Origin of the sequence: Vibrio sp. T9, assembly GCF_003123985.1 — a bacterium.
GTDB classification, from domain to species: domain Bacteria; phylum Pseudomonadota; class Gammaproteobacteria; order Enterobacterales; family Vibrionaceae; genus Vibrio; species Vibrio diabolicus.
The window spans coordinates 557,048-573,772 of sequence record NZ_NIGY01000001.1; the positions used below are offsets into that span (position 1 = coordinate 557,048).

General features: G+C 44.4%; 13 protein-coding genes. 6 read left to right on the top strand and 7 right to left on the bottom strand.

Annotated features, from left to right (window positions below):
- Positions 1-48: 48 nt before the first annotated feature.
- On the top strand, positions 49-1,173 hold the full coding sequence (gene ald, locus CBX98_RS02500; protein ID WP_005378241.1) for an alanine dehydrogenase: 1,125 nt from the start codon (positions 49-51) through the stop codon (positions 1,171-1,173).
- 107 nt (positions 1,174-1,280) lie between these two features.
- Here ald and CBX98_RS02505 read toward each other — a convergent pair whose 3' ends face one another.
- Together CBX98_RS02505 and cysB are read right to left on the bottom strand one after the other, a co-directional pair.
- A complete protein-coding gene (locus CBX98_RS02505; protein ID WP_104971490.1) occupies positions 1,281-2,477 on the bottom strand; it encodes a methyltransferase in 1,197 nt (398 codons plus the stop codon).
- 53 nt (positions 2,478-2,530) lie between these two features.
- Complete coding sequence (gene cysB, locus CBX98_RS02510) at positions 2,531-3,505, bottom strand: HTH-type transcriptional regulator CysB (RefSeq protein ID WP_006742885.1); 975 nt, start codon at positions 3,503-3,505, stop codon at positions 2,531-2,533.
- Between the two features lie 313 nt (positions 3,506-3,818).
- Here cysB and CBX98_RS02515 point away from each other — a divergent pair, with 313 nt between their 5' ends.
- Together CBX98_RS02515 and CBX98_RS02520 are read left to right on the top strand one after the other, a co-directional pair.
- Positions 3,819-4,583: a hypothetical protein gene (locus CBX98_RS02515; RefSeq protein WP_005390808.1), complete on the top strand. Its 765-nt coding sequence runs from the start codon at positions 3,819-3,821 to the stop codon at positions 4,581-4,583.
- A 97-nt stretch (positions 4,584-4,680) separates the two neighbouring features.
- Positions 4,681-5,451, top strand: a complete 771-nt coding sequence (locus CBX98_RS02520; RefSeq protein ID WP_109168503.1) for a tRNA isopentenyl-2-thiomethyl-A-37 hydroxylase MiaE — start codon at positions 4,681-4,683, stop codon at positions 5,449-5,451.
- A 129-nt stretch (positions 5,452-5,580) separates the two neighbouring features.
- Here CBX98_RS02520 and CBX98_RS02525 read toward each other — a convergent pair whose 3' ends face one another.
- Both CBX98_RS02525 and CBX98_RS02530 read right to left on the bottom strand, forming a co-directional pair.
- Positions 5,581-7,209, bottom strand: coding sequence for a methyl-accepting chemotaxis protein (locus tag CBX98_RS02525; protein WP_109168504.1), 1,629 nt, complete (start codon positions 7,207-7,209; stop codon positions 5,581-5,583).
- A 155-nt stretch (positions 7,210-7,364) separates the two neighbouring features.
- The gene (locus CBX98_RS02530) at positions 7,365-7,631 is read right to left on the bottom strand and encodes a hypothetical protein (protein ID WP_109168505.1); all 267 of its coding nucleotides are present in this window, start codon (positions 7,629-7,631) and stop codon (positions 7,365-7,367) included.
- Positions 7,632-7,923: 292 nt separating this feature from the next.
- Between CBX98_RS02530 and CBX98_RS02535 the strand changes: the two genes are divergently transcribed.
- The gene (locus CBX98_RS02535) at positions 7,924-9,252 is read left to right on the top strand and encodes a sphingomyelin phosphodiesterase (protein WP_109168506.1); all 1,329 of its coding nucleotides are present in this window, start codon (positions 7,924-7,926) and stop codon (positions 9,250-9,252) included.
- The gene (locus CBX98_RS02540; protein WP_109168507.1) at positions 9,249-10,205 is read left to right on the top strand and encodes an ATP-dependent dsDNA exonuclease; all 957 of its coding nucleotides are present in this window, start codon (positions 9,249-9,251) and stop codon (positions 10,203-10,205) included. Before CBX98_RS02535 ends, CBX98_RS02540 begins: the two co-directional genes overlap by 4 nt.
- 84 nt (positions 10,206-10,289) lie before the next feature.
- Here the strand turns inward: CBX98_RS02540 and trpS are convergent, their stop codons facing one another.
- Positions 10,290-11,312, bottom strand: a complete 1,023-nt coding sequence (gene trpS, locus CBX98_RS02545; protein ID WP_109168508.1) for a tryptophan--tRNA ligase — start codon at positions 11,310-11,312, stop codon at positions 10,290-10,292.
- Between the two features lie 600 nt (positions 11,313-11,912).
- On the opposite strand from trpS, the gene CBX98_RS02550 reads away from it, so the two are divergent.
- Positions 11,913-12,869: an AEC family transporter gene (locus CBX98_RS02550; protein ID WP_109168509.1), complete on the top strand. Its 957-nt coding sequence runs from the start codon at positions 11,913-11,915 to the stop codon at positions 12,867-12,869.
- A gap of 46 nt (positions 12,870-12,915) precedes the next feature.
- On the opposite strand, the gene CBX98_RS02555 is transcribed toward CBX98_RS02550, so the two are convergent.
- Together CBX98_RS02555 and CBX98_RS02560 are read right to left on the bottom strand one after the other, a co-directional pair.
- Entirely contained in the window at positions 12,916-13,371 is a 456-nt protein-coding gene (locus CBX98_RS02555; RefSeq protein WP_012841967.1) for a MarR family transcriptional regulator, read from the bottom strand.
- 192 nt (positions 13,372-13,563) lie between these two features.
- The gene (locus tag CBX98_RS02560) at positions 13,564-16,725 is read right to left on the bottom strand and encodes an efflux RND transporter permease subunit (protein WP_109168510.1); all 3,162 of its coding nucleotides are present in this window, start codon (positions 16,723-16,725) and stop codon (positions 13,564-13,566) included.

Genomic DNA, 16,725 nt, shown 5'->3' on the forward strand with positions numbered 1-16,725 from the left:
AACACCCTACAAACAGTTAATACAACCATTATAGAAAGAGGATACAGGATGATCATTGGCGTACCTAAGGAAATCAAGAACCACGAATATCGTGTTGGTATGATCCCAGCAAGCGTGAGAGAACTCATCTCACATGGTCACCAAGTTTTAGTTGAGACCAATGCAGGTGCCGGCATTGGTTTTTCAGACGATGATTACATCGCTGTCGGCGCATCCATTCTCCCTCATGCTGCAGACGTATTCGCGCAAGCAGACATGATTGTAAAAGTAAAAGAACCCCAAGCAGTAGAGAGAGCAATGCTCCGCGAAGGGCAAATTTTATTTACTTATTTACACCTAGCACCAGATTTTCCACAAACTGATGAGCTAATCAAGAGCAAAGCTGTCTGTATAGCCTATGAGACTGTAACAGATAATATGGGTCGTTTGCCACTGTTAGCACCAATGTCAGAAGTGGCAGGTCGGATGTCTATCCAAGCTGGCGCGCAAACATTGGAAAAATCACACGGCGGTCGTGGTCTGCTACTAGGTGGCGTACCTGGTGTTGAGCCAGCGAAAGTCGTCATCGTTGGTGGTGGTGTTGTTGGTGCAAACGCAGCTCGTATGGCTGTTGGTCTTCGCGCTGACGTAACCATTCTAGACCGCAACGTAGATACACTTCGTAAGCTTGACGAAGAATTCCAAGGTCGCGCTAAAGTGGTTTATTCTACTGAAGACGCTATCGAGAAGCATGTTCTAGAAGCTGACCTTGTTATCGGTGCAGTTCTAATTCCTGGAGCAGCAGCGCCCAAGCTGGTAACAAAAGAGCACATTGCTAAGATGAAACCTGGTGCGGCAGTGGTTGACGTGGCTATTGACCAAGGTGGCTGTTTCGAGACATCTCACGCAACAACCCACGCAGATCCAACTTACATCGTGGATGAAGTGGTTCACTACTGCGTAGCAAATATGCCTGGTGCGGTTGCACGTACTTCAACTTTCGCATTGAACAATGCAACACTCCCTTACATTGTGAAACTCGCAAACAAAGGCTACCGTGAGGCACTTCTAGAAGACAAAGGCTTCCTTGAAGGTCTAAACGTTATTCACGGAAAAGTAACATGTAAAGAAGTAGCAGAAAGCTTTGACTTGGAATACGTTGAACCAACTCAAGCTATCGCTATGTTCAATTAATGACAAAATAAAACACAAAAAATAAAACACAATTTGTCACGTTTTGTTTACAAAAGCCCACGTATAAGTGGGCTTTTTCATATAGAGCGTTTAGCTATAAAAAATAACTAATTCTTATATGCGCAAATTAAAATATTTCTAGGTGTAACTGATTTAGGGCAAAACTCTGACAATCTAACACGATAACCACGTTCTTCAAGATAAAGTGCTTTGTCCAATGCGAGCCAGATCTCCAATGGACGTTGAAAAACCAGTTGCACTAAGCTCATTCTCTCCATTTGCCAGAAACGTTGTTCGCTTAACTTTTCAAAATGATCGAAATCGATTTCTTGAGAAAGAACGATACCTTTCTGCTCCGCCGCCCAGCGACACAAAGATTCAAAGCCTTCACTTAATTGCGACTTACGAATACTGGGGACAGGTTGGTACTCTGCCATGCCTAACGCTCGTCGAGTAATCAAATCGAAGCCAAGACGAAACACCATTTCCTGCTGACGATGGCGACGTACACGCTCTCCCCCTGTCACAGTTTGCTGTAACGGGATACGCAGTTCTTGCTTAGACAATGAGAGAGAAGAAACCCTCCCCGGTTTCGACATCGGCTGGTATTGTTCCGACTGAATCAAGTGATAACAACAAGGTGAGATGGTCATCGCAGCAATCCCATTCTCACTGCCGTACTGCATTAGACGAACATGGAGGTCGCCACACGCATGCAGTGCCACCGCGTGTTGCGTTGGCTTGAATACCGCTTTTGCTTTGCTATCGAACGCGTCACCTTGAATAAACGTCATTTTCCAATGGTGTTCATTCGCAGCTTGTTGCCCCGAATCACACAGTGCTTGTTGATATTCGAAACTGGTCACAGGCTGATCGGTTTGTGTTGCCAGGATTCGTCCTAAATAACCTTTCCCTGAACACCACTCTAACCATTCTTCGCCACAGTGTTGTTGAATTGCAGCTTCACCCATCGAGCTGATTTGCTCCAGCTTACGTCCGGGAATGCCGTTGTCTAAACCACGAGCAAGTGCCAAACCATTTAAGGTTAAAGACTCTAAACGCGTGTGATAAGCGAGTTGTTCGAGTTGAGGCACGAACGCGCTTATCGCTTTTAAGGCGAGTTCAGGTTCCGCTTTATACTCTTCGATTTGAGAGGGAGAAAGAGACACTAACCACTGGCACAACTGAGGGTGTTGCTCTTGCCAAGGTAATGAGATGTGGATGCTACTTTTAAATGGTTCAAACCGCCATAGCGATTCGTTTTCCAATAAACAGTCATTAATAAATTGAAATTGCGTTTTCATAGCTCCCCCTACAACGAGCGCATTGTAGAGGGAATCGAAGCATCAATGAAGTGTTATCTCACCGGGAGCTCGATGTCTTTAAACATCTCTTCGATTTCTGCATTAGATTTCAACGAAATCGCCTGCTCTACCACTGGGCGAGTTAAATGAGGAGCAAAGCGTTCCATAAAATCGAACATGTATGAGCGCAGGAATGTACCGCGACGGAAACCAATACTTGTCGTACTAGCCCCGAATAAATGGCTCGCATCTATTGCGACTAAATCGCTGTCCTGCTCTTCATCCACAGCCATGCTAGCAATTACGCCGACACCAATACCCATGCGAACATACGTTTTAATAACATCCGCATCAGTTGCAGTGAATACCACTCTCGGGGTTAAACCTTCACGATTAAATGCGGTATCTAACTCTGAACGGCCCGTAAAACCAAACACATAAGTGACCAATGGATAAGCGGCAAGATCGCTGATCGTTACTTTGTCTTTCTTCGCTAATGGATGATCTTTAGGCACGACAATTGAACGGTTCCAATGATAACAAGGCAGCATGATGGCATCTTGATATAAGTGAAGCGCTTCTGTCGCAATCGCAAAGTTCGCCGTACCTTTGGCAATCGCCTCAGACATTTGTGACGGCGTACCTTGATGCATGTGTAATGACACTTTTGGGTAGCGAGAAGTGAAACCTTTGATGACATCCGGCAAAGCATAACGCGCTTGCGTATGTGTCGTAGTGATATTCAGTGTCCCCATTTCTGGGTGGGTGTGCTCCCCTGCTACAGCTTTGATACTTTCTACGCGAGCCAGAATCTCTTGGGAAATACGTACAATTTCTTCACCAGCAGGTGTCACCTGTGTTAAGTGCTTACCGCTACGTTCAAAAATCTGAATGCCTAACTCATCTTCCAGCAACCGAACCTGTTTACTGATACCTGGCTGAGAGGTATACAAGCTTTCTGCCGTTGCGGATACATTCAGATTATGGTTTACAACCTCAACAATATACTTCAGCTGCTGCAGTTTCATCGTAATCCCTTACTTGTTCATGAGATAATTTATTGGCCACTCGGACGAGCGATATAATAATTAGTTATAACGCGTTCAAATCGAAATGAACAGTAATTTCTAACTTATACCTCAATCACATACTGATAATCCTCAACATAGAAACAATATGCACAAAGTTGAGCCAATAAATGACTGAAGTTCTATGATGTGACTTCTATCAGTAGCTAAAACGTGGGAGAGACAAAATAATCAAACAAATAGGGTGCCGAGTAAGATAAGATTCATGTATTCTTTAACGCTAGCCGTAGAAAAGTAAAGCAGACGCAAAGATATGAATATTGGTTTAATAATCGCTTTGGTAGCCATCCTACTGGTGTTGATCCTAGGCTATAACATTATGTTGCAGTATAAGGTCAAGGTAGAGACTGCGAAAAGACAGGAGTCCGCACGCTATGTTGCCTTGATTGATGGCACTGAAGAGTTGATTGGTCATGCGCACCATATCCCTTTTAGCAAGGAGCTGTTGCTATGTCTAAACAATCGTATTCTTGACGCGCTAGAAAGCATGCATGAGCTTGACCCGAAGAATAAGCAGCTTGCTCAACGTATCGAAAACATGAAGCAACAGATTGATCAACTGAAAGAGAATGGTCCCACTGGCGAGAGTACCACGTTCAAAATGCCGAGCAGTGATAAACAAGCCATCGTCATGCTTAAGTTGGTGAAGCGCCTTCGCGATACTATCCGTAACGAACACAATAAAGGCCGTATCGACACCCAGACTTATGTCGCTGAAAATGCGCGTTTAGAAACGATGCAGATTCGTATCAACATCGAAAACGTCATCAAAAGAGCAAACGACTCTATTGCTCGAGGTCAACCTGGCACAGCACTTCAACTGCTACGCAAAGGTATCGATGCATTGAGTACAAAGAGCGATCCCTACTCGATTCAAGCGAAACAGAAGCTTGAAGACATGTTGGGCGACCTAGATAAAAAACGCCAAGATAAAAGTGATGCTGAAATGCAGCAGATCGCCGATAAAGAGCGCGACAATGACATGGAAGCACTCTTCGGCGAGAAGAAAAAGTGGTAACATTCACTTAAGGTCAATAAAGGCTGCAATCGCAGCCTTTTTTCTATCCGTAAGATAGCGGATATGCCCAATTAGAATGTGAAGTACTAAAACTAAAATGATGAATCTAGACGCCTATCAAGATCTTCTTGCTCCCATTAACCAATTTCTGCAATGCAGCACACCTGATGAATGGGTAGAGGAAGCAAAGAAACCAGAAAACCTTCAAACCATTTTATTAGACCACCTACTGTGTGAGCTAAAAGCTGGCCAATCTGCGATGTTTTTAATTCGTAAGTATGCCGTTGACCAATCCAGTTCACATGCTCTACTTGACTGGTTTAAACCCTATGAAGATTTTGCTTATCGCAATGTAGGCTCACTAGAAACTTTAAAAGGTAAGAGCAATATTTCCAAAGCGATCATGGCTAAGTCAAACTCACCATACAGCCAAGATTTGATCGATAAAATGGTGCTTTTGATTAAAGAGGAGTTACACCACTTTTATCAAGTTTTAGAGATCATGGAAAGTCGTGGAATTGAGTATAAAAATATTCCAGCAAGTCGCTATGCTAAAGGGCTCATTTCGCATATGAAGACTCATGAACCGGAAACGCTGATCGATAAGCTCATCATTGGTGCGTACATCGAAGCCCGATCTTGTGAGCGTTTTGCCAAACTAGCACCACATATGGATGACGATATCGCAAAATTCTACGTTTCTTTACTGCGCTCAGAAGCACGCCACTATCAAGATTATCTAGTATTGGCAGAGCAAATCGCGGGCAAAGACATCAGCGAACGCATAACCTATTTTGGCCGAGTTGAGGCGGATTTAATTTCTACGCCAGATACAGATTTTAAGTTCCATAGTGGTATTCCAGCCTAGCGAGCATATTCTCCCAAGATTGAGCATGCTCTGAACTTATTTATATAGACAGAGAATAAATAAGCCGGATATTTCGTCCGGCTTATTTTTTGTAGCAATGAGGTTAGGAATAAAGCTGAAACAAAATAACTAGAGCTGGAATGAACCCATTCGAGTTTTCAAGTTGTGCGCTAGGCTACTGATCTGCTGGCAAGCTACAGCCGTTTGCGAAGCTCCCTCAGCCATCTCTGTTGAAGCACTATTAATATGCTCCACACTTCGATTCAGTTCTTCGGATACAGAATTCTGCTCGCTGCACGCCGTTGCGATTTGTGTGCTCATTTGCGCTATGTTATCGACAGAATGTTCAATTTCTTTTATCTGGTTATCAGCGTCATTGACTTGCTCAACACACTGAGAAATACCCTCCTGACAATCACGGCTTGAATGCCCTATTTTGCTGCTGCTCTCTTGTAGTTGATTAACAATTTCCACAATTTGTGAAGTGGAGTCTTGAGTGCGTTGCGCCAGAGAACGAACCTCATCTGCCACAACAGCAAACCCACGTCCTTGTTCACCGGCCCGAGCAGCTTCAATTGCGGCGTTCAGTGCTAACAAGTTTGTTTGCTCCGCAATCCCGCGGATCACATCTACGACCACATTGATATTGTTTGAGCTAGATTCAAGCTCACGTGCCAGTTCATCTGACTCTTGGATCGTATGTGATACACGCTCAATTACTGCAATAGTTTGTTGTAACGTCGCCGTTCCTTGCTTTGCCACTTCCGTTGCCGAGTAAGCGGAGGTCGCGCCAACTTCGGTATTTTGTGCCACTTCACTTACAGCAGCTTGCATTTCTGTCATCGCAGAAGCCACCGAGCTAAGTTCAATTTGTTGATTTTGCATACCAGAAGCGGTCTGAGAAGAAATAGCACTCACCTCCTCTACTGCTGCCGTTAGCTGAATCGTTGAGTCATTAATCTCAGAAACCAGCGAATGTAAGTTTGTTTGCATACCGACAAGCTCTTTGAGCAACGTTCCTAACTCGTCTTTGCTCAATTCACTTTCGTCGATTTGATTATTCAATTGACCCTTGGCGATTTTAGAAGCGAATTCCAATGCTCGATCAACAGGCCCGCAAATGACTCGAGAAAGCAACATGGCAGACATCACCATGACCAATGCGACGACAAGCGCACCAACAGCAGCGCTGTATTGTGTAAATGCCGCTTCATTTTGTACTTCTTCGCCAATCAAATTCACCAACTCATCGTTCAACGCGAGGGTATCATCCAAGCTGCTCAACGCTTTTGAGTAAGTATTGAAACTCGATAAAATCACATCATTTGCACTTTCAGCATCACCTTGGCTTAGCAGTGCGTTGTAAGTCTTCGTTTCCTTGATGTATTGATTCCAAGTTTCTTTAAAAACGTTAAAAGACTGCGTTTCACGCTGATTAAGATCGAGCTTTTCGTATTCTGCAATACCAGCCTGCACATCAGAACGCCATTGGTCGAGGCCTTTTAACCACTCACCAATTTTGGGGTGATTTGCGTTTGGCAATAAAGAGAACTCATCTTTGCGCACTTTAGTAATATCAACTTGGATACCTTTCAAAATCGCAACAGAAGGTAAGCTTTTATCTGTTAGCACTGAGATGTCTTTATTCAGTGTTAACAAACCTTGCACCAACATTACTGACACTAAACCAAACACGGCAAAAACGGTTAAATAACTAACCGATATTTTCTTTACGACACTTAAGTCTTTAATACGCATGCACTTTCTCCCTGCAGCCTTTCCAAACCTCTCACTTAAGTGAAAGCTTAACCTCTAAAACACACTGTTTTTTGCGCTCGATATCATTGAGCGCTCTTATATACATCGGCCTGAGAGATCAAATCTTGACCAGTAATTGATATTTTTATCACGTGCTATTTTAGAGATAGGCTCGCATGCTCCGTATTGTGTCTGCATTTTTTTATGAGCGCTTCCCGGCGCAACTCTAAGATCTCATCGATGAGTTTTTCTTTAGCGTTGATGCCAAAGTGCTGGGCATAATTTTTGACTTTTTCAATCTCATTAGGCTGCAAGCGGTATACCTCTTTCTTTAAACGAGCTTCTGCTTCGCTTCTAATCAAACCTTGCTCTTGTAGTAATTTAATGATGGTTTCATCGATTGGATTTACTGCTCTAGCCATGGTGCTCCATCTATCAATTTAAGTTCTAGCCATGTGGCTGGATGAATGACGCCGCACAACTTATAGAGCAAAGATGACAACTTGATTGCAGTGAGTACGATTCGTTAACCATCGCTATTATTTACAGCCGCTTAGGCAGCCATTAACTCTCTACCCCGACTCCTCACCATTGAATAAAGATCACATTCTGATAACAATTTTCAGTACTGGCTTCGATGTCATCCATATTTAACGTGCAAGTAATATTTATAAACAAGAATGATTGCTCTAGTTCAAATGATGGAAAAATAAGATGAAATTATCGCAGTGGGGTCTTTTATTAAGTGGCTTGGTGGCATTGCCAAGCATTGCAGATACAGATGTTTATCTAACCAATAACTCTGATCAGCCTTTAACTATTCAAGTAAAGCACGAAGGCAGTGATTTACTTCAATACGGAGAAGAGTGGCAGCAACATGTACAAGTACTTGGTCCGTGGGAAACCAAACCTGTATTGAGCTTCAATCGTTGGGAAGGCGTGAAATCCAACCAAACTTACCGTTTTGAAACTGTGGTTTCTAGCCCTAAAGGTGAAAGCATAACACTCAATCAGGTCATGGAAGGTCATTGGTATAATTCAACCATTGAATATGGCTTATCGGCGGCCGATGTAGATTTATCTCTTAAAGATGATCGTAATATTCATCGTGCCAACACTAACGCTTTTGGCATCCGAGAAACCGAACTGGCATTTAAGTCAGACAGTACCGCTCGATACGACGATCTTTATTACACCATCACACCAAGCAAAGTAAATGAATCCGTCGATAACGAAGAACAAAACCTTAAGTTGATGACATACAACATCTGGGCTCTTACGGCTATTGCATCGCACATCGGTGATCGTTACGAACTGATTCCTCAATACGTCAAAGGTTATGATGTATTAGCGCTGCAAGAAGTGTTTGCAAGCGGTCGTGAAGCATTCCTACGTGAGTTAGCTAAGGAATATCCGTACCAAACTGAGATGTTAGATAAAGCAGGCGTTAATATTCATGATGGTGGGGTGATCATTGTCAGTCGCTATCCTATCGTGAATGAAGCGCAATACGTCTTCCCCGACTGCTCTGGCACAGACTGCTTTGCCGACAAAGGCGTTAATTATGCGGAAATTATTAAAGGTGGTCAGGCTTACCATGTGTTTGCTACCCATACCGCATCTTTCGATACAGACACCGCTCGCGAGTATCGTCAGCGCCAGTTCAAACAAATCCGTGCACTCGCTAAATCTCTCAACATTCCTTCAAGCGAAACGGTGGTATACAGCGGCGACTTTAACGTAAACAAAAGAAAGTTCCCTGGTGACTACCAACAAATGATCGCCAACTTAAGCGCCATCGAACCTCAGTATTCAGGTTACACGGAGTCAACCTTTGATCCCCGTATCAATAACTTCGCAGGTGAAGCGTTATCAGGCGGCGAAAACGTGGAATACCTTGACTATGTCATGGTGAGTAGTGAATACGGGGTGAAATCATTCAATGACAACCGTGTAGACGTGCCGCGCACAACCGCAGAGAGTTTATGGAAACACTACAACCTTTCTGACCATTTCCCAGTAAGCGCAACAATCAAGCCATGAAGAAAATCGCGTTGATAATCATGTCCGCCATTATGGCGGGCATGATGTTTTTAACTTTCAGTCAAGATGGGCAGCAAGAAGCAGCCGTGTCCGCTTCTGCTCCAAAGACAAAAAATAAGAACGTCCCCAGTACATCACTAAAAACAAGCAATATCGCTCCCAGTGCAGATGCTTCACCACAGACCGCAGAGCTCCCTTCCGCGGTTCAAATAACGACTGAGAGATTAACTCTGCTCAAAGGGAGAGAACTCGTCGCAGAGCTTGAGTCATTTTGGCATGAGTGCATGTCGAACCGCGACTGTGAGGAACAGTTAGCCTTGCTCGAGCCTTATTTATCTTCAGCACGATTTCAACTTTTGGCGAGCTACCATCAACTCAACAGTCAATGGCAAGAAAGTGTGGGTAATTTGTTGTTTGATGAGCAACAACCACTAGCCTCACGTATTGCACAACTTAAAGCCGAGGCAAGAGGCATTTGGGGCGAGTTGGCTGATGTTATTTTCGCGGATGAGTTCGCCCTATACGATTTCAATTTAGAGGCCCAACAGCTCAACACGCAAAGTCCAGAAAGCTTTTTGCAAGCTTTCGAGCAACTCATCATAGACTGGCAAGAAAATACAGAGGCTATCGGGCTTACAAACGACCAAGCAAAATATGAGCGTGCAGTCGCCCTAATACCCAATAGCATGAGCTTTCCAGATCGCCAAACCATCATCGCAGAGCTGCAAAAAACTTACTTAACGAAGGACGAAAGCGAAGAGATTCACGATCGTCAGCAACAAATTGCCCAGCAAAAAGAGCAAGTCAGAGATTACCAACAAGCATTGCAACAACTTGAGTCCAGACTCAGAAAAGAGAGAGCCACAAGCCATTCGAATTTGTCAGAACCGGAATGGCAAAGCTATTACCAACAAGAAGTAGCGGATTTTCGTCGTGAATTTTTTTCTTCTTAACAATCAGCTTTGACTGACTGGGAGCTAAAAAAGGCACGTTGCTAATAAGTCATCGTGCCTTATGTTCAACTCTCTACTTTTAATTCAGAACAAATTCAAACCAAATACATCTTTCACATCAAATAGCACTTGTTCAGTTTTCTCACGAGAACGCTGACTGCCTTGTTTTAAAATATCAATCAGCTGTGCTTTGTCATTTAGATACATGGCACGCTTTTCTCGAATAGGACGAAGCATCTCTTGTAGGCATTCTTCTAACACTTTCTTGGTCAAACCATCACCTAACCCACCGCGTCGATAATGCTCTTTTAGCTGTTCGACATAATTTTTATCAGGATAAAAAGCATCGAGGTAGGTAAATACTATATTACCTTCGACTTGGCCAGGGTCCTCAATTTTCAGGTGATTGGGGTCGGTATACATAGATTTCACCGCCGCAGAAATCTCTTTTTCAGACGCCCCTAGGTTGATTGCATTCCCCATGCTTTTAGACATCTTATTTTTGCCATCAGTACTCGGCAAACGAGGTGCATCACTAAGTAATGGACGGCATTCTCTAAGAACCTCTTTTCCACCTAGGTGGTTTATTTTTCTTATGATTTCATTAGTTTGCTCCAACATCGGCAGTTGGTCATCACCTACCGGAACCAACGTCGCGTGGAACCCCGTAATATCGGCAGCTTGAGAAATTGGATACGTTAAAAAGCCAGCAGGAATAGAGCGTTCAAAGCCTTTACTCTGTATCTCATTTTTAACCGTGGGATTACGCTCTAAACGCGCAATAGAGACAAGATTGCTGTAATACATCGTTAACTCTGCTAACGCTGGAATTTGAGACTGCAACGTGATCGTAGTTTGAGCGGGGTTGATACCAACAGCCAAATAATCTGCAACGACATTGAGAATATTAGAGGATACCTTTGATGGGTTATGCGCGTTATCCGTCAACCCTTGCATGTCCGCGACCAAGATCGTTTGCTCATGCTCCGTTTGCAATTTGACTCGTTGTTGCAATGAACCGACATAGTGCCCGAGGTGTAACGGACCTGTCGCTCGATCGCCGGTCAGGATAATTTCACGTTGTGATGTACTTTGAATGGTGTTCATATTTATCTCCAAGTATTTAATAGATCGCTACTGGAGATAAAAAGATCAAACACTCTTAGCTACCATCCAGCAGCTTAAGAATGTGAGTATTCCGTGCCGCTCTATTTAGAGCGCCACCAAAAGAAGACTGTTGATGAAGGGCTAACGTGTATTTTCATGTTTTCAAACTAACAGTACATCAAGCTGAACTCAATCTGTTTTTGTATTGAATTAGCGTAAGTATTCAAAGAGCCTACAGAAACGATTACATTGGTAAAGACATCGCAATGACTAAAGCTGCACCAAACACCGAACCTGAGACAAATGCACAAAGTACGGTTTTGTTGTGTTTCCTTTTCATCGATGAACTCCTATCCATAACCACAATGACCAACCCTTTTATTTAATACGCATGTGGATGCATCACGATAAGTAGTAAACCAACATATCGCGCATAGAACCAGTGCAGCTTTGTTAAACTGGGACCTCGTCCATAACTTGGAATGCAAATGGTTCTGGAACCAACAAAAGAGGAAAATTTCATCACTTTTCTGTCCTGTCTCCCAGAGTTTATGGCTTAATAGACAGCAGGAATATTTTTCTTTTGCTGCGGGTACTTACATGGAAGCTGTTCTACATCAGTTGCAATTCTCTTTGTCGATAACCGGCCCTATCTGCTTGATGTTAATACTTGGCGTGGTGTTCAAACGCATTGGACTGATCAACGATAATTTTATCGAAGTGGGCTCTAAACTGGTGTTTCAAGTTACGCTACCTGCGATGTTATTTGTCAGTATTGTGGCTTCAGAACACGATTTTTCCGCGGCGAGTGGCTTTGTCAATTTCGGCGTCATCGCTAGCATTTCGTTTTTCATTTTCACCTACCTTTCGGTCAAGCTTCTGTTCAAAGCATCGCCTGACCAAGGTGTTCTTATCCAAGGTGGGTTTCGAGCAAACACAGGTATTATTGGCATCGCTTACGTTGCCAATGCGTATGGTTCTCAAGGTGTGGCGTTAGCAGCGCTTTATGTCGCGGTCACCACGTTTCTTTATAACGTCCAAGCGGTTATTTGCTTATCTCCCAAGGGCGCAACTTCTGTCCCACAAGCCGCAAAAATGATGGGCCGAACACTGACGAGGAATCCACTGATAATCTCAATCGTCCTAGGGATGGCTTTCTATTTGCTCTCTATTCCAGTACCGAATGTTGTTATTGATGCAGGGGACTACTTGTCCAAAATGACATTACCTTTAGCGCTGTTGTGTACGGGCGGCTCACTCGATTTTAGCTTGATGAGAAAAGAGAAAGGTTCATCTTGGTTTGCAAGCAGTTACAAGCTGATCGTGGCACCCGTAATGATCACTATTGGTGCTTACTTAGTAGGTTTTCGAGGAATTGAGTTAGGTATTCTTTTCTTTATGAACGCTTCCCCAGTGGCAGCAGCCAGTTATGTCATGGCACGTTCTATGGGAGGCAATGCCACATTAGCCGCAAATATCATCGCACTCACTACGGTACTTTCTACCATCACGTGTACGTTGGGCATTCTATTTCTTAAGTTTTACGACTTAATATAATTGATCACCGATAAAGTAAAGGCGCGTTAGATAGCATTAAGATAAGCTACTGGTCGTGATTTGCAAAAGTGAGCTTTCTTACCAAACGAAAAAACTCACTCGCTTCTGATTCAGACAAACAAGCAAAAAATTCTTTCTGTAAGTTCGTCATGATTTGATGCACTTGCTTTAAAGCGTTTGCCCCCTCTTTTGTCATGCTGAGCATTTTGAGACGCTGATTCGATTTACTTTTAGAAACTTGAACAAACCCTCGCTTTTCCAAATTATCCACCATTCGCTTTGCTACACTTCGCTCAGTTCGAACCGCGTCAGCCAGCGCTTGCTGACTCATGGGTTGAAACTCTTCCAAAGCGGCCAGTGCACTTGCCATCTCGAGTGTCATTAAATTTTGCCGAGAGAGCTCAGCTTGAGCACGGTTGCGATACATTCGCTGCATCACACCGCAGACAAACATAGGGCTTTGATCCAAAACGGAAATTGGGGAGATTTTCTGATCTTTCATCGTCGTTTGTTCTTCTTTAGGCTTTCATTCGGTCGGAAGGAGTAAGCAGATTCTGCATAAGGCAAAACGCTCCCCCTTCAAGTTTGCGTCAAAGACGGTAACCACCAAGTGAAAACATAAAATAAAGAGCGCCGAAGCGCCCTTTTATCGTGTTTATTATCACCAGTATAACTCAGTTACAGCAGCCAAGTCTTACTCGCTTTGCTGAGCCGGTTTAGGATTAGTCTCTGACAGCTCTGCCTCCGATTCTTTTCTCGCACGTCGATCAAACAATCGCTCAACCACCACAAAGAAGATTGGCACAAAGAATATACCTAAGATCGTCGCACTGATCATGCCACCAAGTACACCAGTACCTACCGCATTTTGACCTGCTGAGCCCACGCCAGAGCTGATAGCAAGCGGTACTACACCTAGACCAAAGGCAAGCGATGTCATAATAATAGGGCGCAGACGAACACGAACGGCATGCAGGGTAGCTTCGATAAGGCCAGCGCCTTTCTCGTAGTAATCTTTCGCAAACTCAACAATCAGAATGGCGTTTTTAGTTGCCAAGCCGACCGTCGTTAATAAGCTCACCTGGAAGAATACATCGTTGTCCATACTTCGCGTCATTACCGCGAGCACAGCACCAAGCACACCAAGAGGCACAACTAACACCACGGCGAAAGGTACTGACCAACTTTCATACAAAGCGGCGAGAACTAAGAATACGACGAGGATAGACAGCGCATATAACATTGGCGCTTGGTTTCCGGAAAGGCGCTCTTCATACGAAATACCATTCCAGTTCACCGTAAAGCCTTCTGGTAATTTTTCTACCATTGCTTCAATTTCTGCCATGGCTTCACCAGTACTGACGCCAGGAGCTGCGCCGCCTTGGATATTCATCGCTGGCAAACCATCAAAACGCTGCAAAAGAGGTGAACCATACGTCCACTCTCCGCTCGCAAAGGCAGAGAAAGGCACCATCTCACCTTTTGAGTTGCGCACGTACCACGAATCGAAGTCTTTTGGCTGCATACGGTATTCCGCATCACTTTGCATCATGACTTTTTTCACTCGACCGCGATCAATATAGTCGTTAATGTACGCTCCGCCCCATGCAGCTGACAGGATTTGGTTGACGTCATTAATGCTAACATCCAGAGCACGCAGTTTAACGTGGTCAATGTTCACTTTGTACATTGGCGCATCTGCTTGGCCGTTCGGACGAACACCGACAAGTTTCTGGTTTTGTGCAGCCATGCCAAGCAGTTGACCTTGCGCAGCGACTAATGCGTCGTGACCTTTGTTCAACGAATCTTGAAGATAGAAATCAAAGCCTGTCGAGTTACCCAATTCTTGAATCGCAGGAGGTGCAAATGCAAACACCAGTGCTTCTTTGATGGTTGAGAAGTACCCCATCGCTCGACCCGTAATGGAAGCTGCATCAGCACCCGGCGCTTCACGCTCTGACCAATCTTTCAGACCGATAAATGCCATCCCCATGTTTTGGCCTTGGCCTGCAAAACTAAAGCCCGCAACGGAGAAGACGGATTTCACGTTGTCTTTCTCATCCACAAGGTAAAAGTCGCGCATTTTCTCAAGTGTTTTTTCCGTCTGCTCTTGCGTTGAGTTAGGCGGCAAAATGGCCATTGAGAATACCGTGCCTTGGTCTTCATCCGGCAAGAATGACGTCGGAAGGTTCATAAACAGCCAGCCCGCACCTGCACTCATTGCCAAGAATACAACCAACATACGACCTGTGCGCTTGAGGAGTTTAGCAACGCCGGTTTCATAGCTAGCTGTCATCGCATCAAACTTGCGGTTAAACCAGCCAAAGAAGCCTTTCTTTTCTAGAAGTTCAGCATCGCCTTTTTTCAGTAATGTTGCACATAATGCTGGAGTCAGAATTATCGCTACCAAAACTGAAAGTGTCATCGCCGCCACAATCGTTATCGAGAACTGACGGTAAATAACCCCTGTAGAACCAGACATAAACGCCATAGGGACGAATACCGCAGAAAGCGTCAGACCCACACCAATCAGAGCACCAGTGATCTGCCCCATCGATTTTTTGGTCGCTTCTTTGGGCTCTAATCCATCCTCATGCATCACACGCTCGACGTTTTCCACCACAACGATGGCATCGTCCACCAGCAAACCGATAGCCAGAACCATCGCGAACATGGTTAACGTGTTTACGCTAAATCCAGTCGCGTACAAAATAGCGAAGGTTCCGAGCAATACGACAGGCACTGCGATCGTTGGAATGATCGTCGCACGGAAGTTCTGCAAGAACAGGTACATGATTAAGAACACAAGAAGAATGGCTTCTAACAGCGTTTTAACCACCTCTTGAATCGAGGCTTTGACGAATGGCGTCGTTTCAAATGGGTAAGCAATCTGCAACCCTTCTGGGAACGTTGCACTCAGTTGTTCTAAACGCTCTTTCACCGCATTGGCTGTCTCAAGCGCATTTGCACCAGTACCTAATGAAATACCTAAACCCGATGCTGGGAAGCCATTATATTGGCCTCGAATGTCGTAACTTTCTGCCCCACGTTCAACGCGAGCTACATCTTTCAAATAAACATTCGAACCGCTGGCGTCAGACTTAAGAATGATGTCTTGGAACTCTTCCACACTGCTCAAACGACTTGCAGACGAAATCGTTGCATTCAACAGCTGGTCTTCCTGCGCAGGTGCTGCACCAAGTTGACCTGAAGAAACTTGCGCGTTCTGTTCACTGATAGCATTTGCTACGTCGATTGCGGTCAAGTTGAACTGCGTAAGCTTAAATGGGTCCAGCCAGACTCGCATCGCATACTGCGCACCAAACGCCTGCACTTGTCCTACGCCAGTTACACGACTTATCGGGTCTTGAATATTCGTTACAACAAAGTCACCGATATCGTTTTCTGTAAAGTCAGGATCTTCAGAATAAACCGCGACAACCATGAGAAATGCCGTATTGGATTTATTCACGACGATACCTTGGTTTTGTACTTCCATCGGCAATGACGTCAAGGCCAATTGCAGCTTGTTCTGCACCTGTACTTGCGCGATATCAGGATCAGCTTCGCTATCAAACGTCAGGGTAATTGTCGCATTACCGAATGCATCACTGCTCGATGATAGGTAGCGAAGATAATCTAATCCCGTCATATTTTGCTCGATAACCTGCGTTACCGAGTCTTCAACGGTTTTCGCTGATGCACCTGGATAACGTGCACTGATGGTGATCGTTGTCGGTGAAATCGTTGGGTATTGCGAGACGGGTAAATTGAATAATGACATTACCCCCGCCAACATCGTTAGAATCGCGAGAACCCAAGCAAATACCGGACGATCGATAAAAAATCGTGCCAT

Excerpts from the sequence above, each read along its gene's own strand:
- ald (WP_005378241.1), top strand. The coding sequence starts at position 49 with ATGATCATTGGCGTACCTAAGGAAATCAAGAACCACGAATATCGTGTT.
- CBX98_RS02505 (WP_104971490.1), bottom strand. The coding sequence starts at position 2,477 with ATGAAAACGCAATTTCAATTTATTAATGACTGTTTATTGGAAAACGAA.
- cysB (WP_006742885.1), bottom strand. The coding sequence starts at position 3,505 with ATGAAACTGCAGCAGCTGAAGTATATTGTTGAGGTTGTAAACCATAAT.
- CBX98_RS02515 (WP_005390808.1), top strand. The coding sequence starts at position 3,819 with ATGAATATTGGTTTAATAATCGCTTTGGTAGCCATCCTACTGGTGTTG.
- CBX98_RS02520 (WP_109168503.1), top strand. The coding sequence starts at position 4,681 with ATGATGAATCTAGACGCCTATCAAGATCTTCTTGCTCCCATTAACCAA.
- CBX98_RS02525 (WP_109168504.1), bottom strand. The coding sequence starts at position 7,209 with ATGCGTATTAAAGACTTAAGTGTCGTAAAGAAAATATCGGTTAGTTAT.
- CBX98_RS02530 (WP_109168505.1), bottom strand. The coding sequence starts at position 7,631 with ATGGCTAGAGCAGTAAATCCAATCGATGAAACCATCATTAAATTACTA.
- CBX98_RS02535 (WP_109168506.1), top strand. The coding sequence starts at position 7,924 with ATGAAATTATCGCAGTGGGGTCTTTTATTAAGTGGCTTGGTGGCATTG.
- CBX98_RS02540 (WP_109168507.1), top strand. The coding sequence starts at position 9,249 with ATGAAGAAAATCGCGTTGATAATCATGTCCGCCATTATGGCGGGCATG.
- trpS (WP_109168508.1), bottom strand. The coding sequence starts at position 11,312 with ATGAACACCATTCAAAGTACATCACAACGTGAAATTATCCTGACCGGC.
- CBX98_RS02550 (WP_109168509.1), top strand. The coding sequence starts at position 11,913 with ATGGAAGCTGTTCTACATCAGTTGCAATTCTCTTTGTCGATAACCGGC.
- CBX98_RS02555 (WP_012841967.1), bottom strand. The coding sequence starts at position 13,371 with ATGAAAGATCAGAAAATCTCCCCAATTTCCGTTTTGGATCAAAGCCCT.
- CBX98_RS02560 (WP_109168510.1), bottom strand. The coding sequence starts at position 16,725 with ATGGCACGATTTTTTATCGATCGTCCGGTATTTGCTTGGGTTCTCGCG.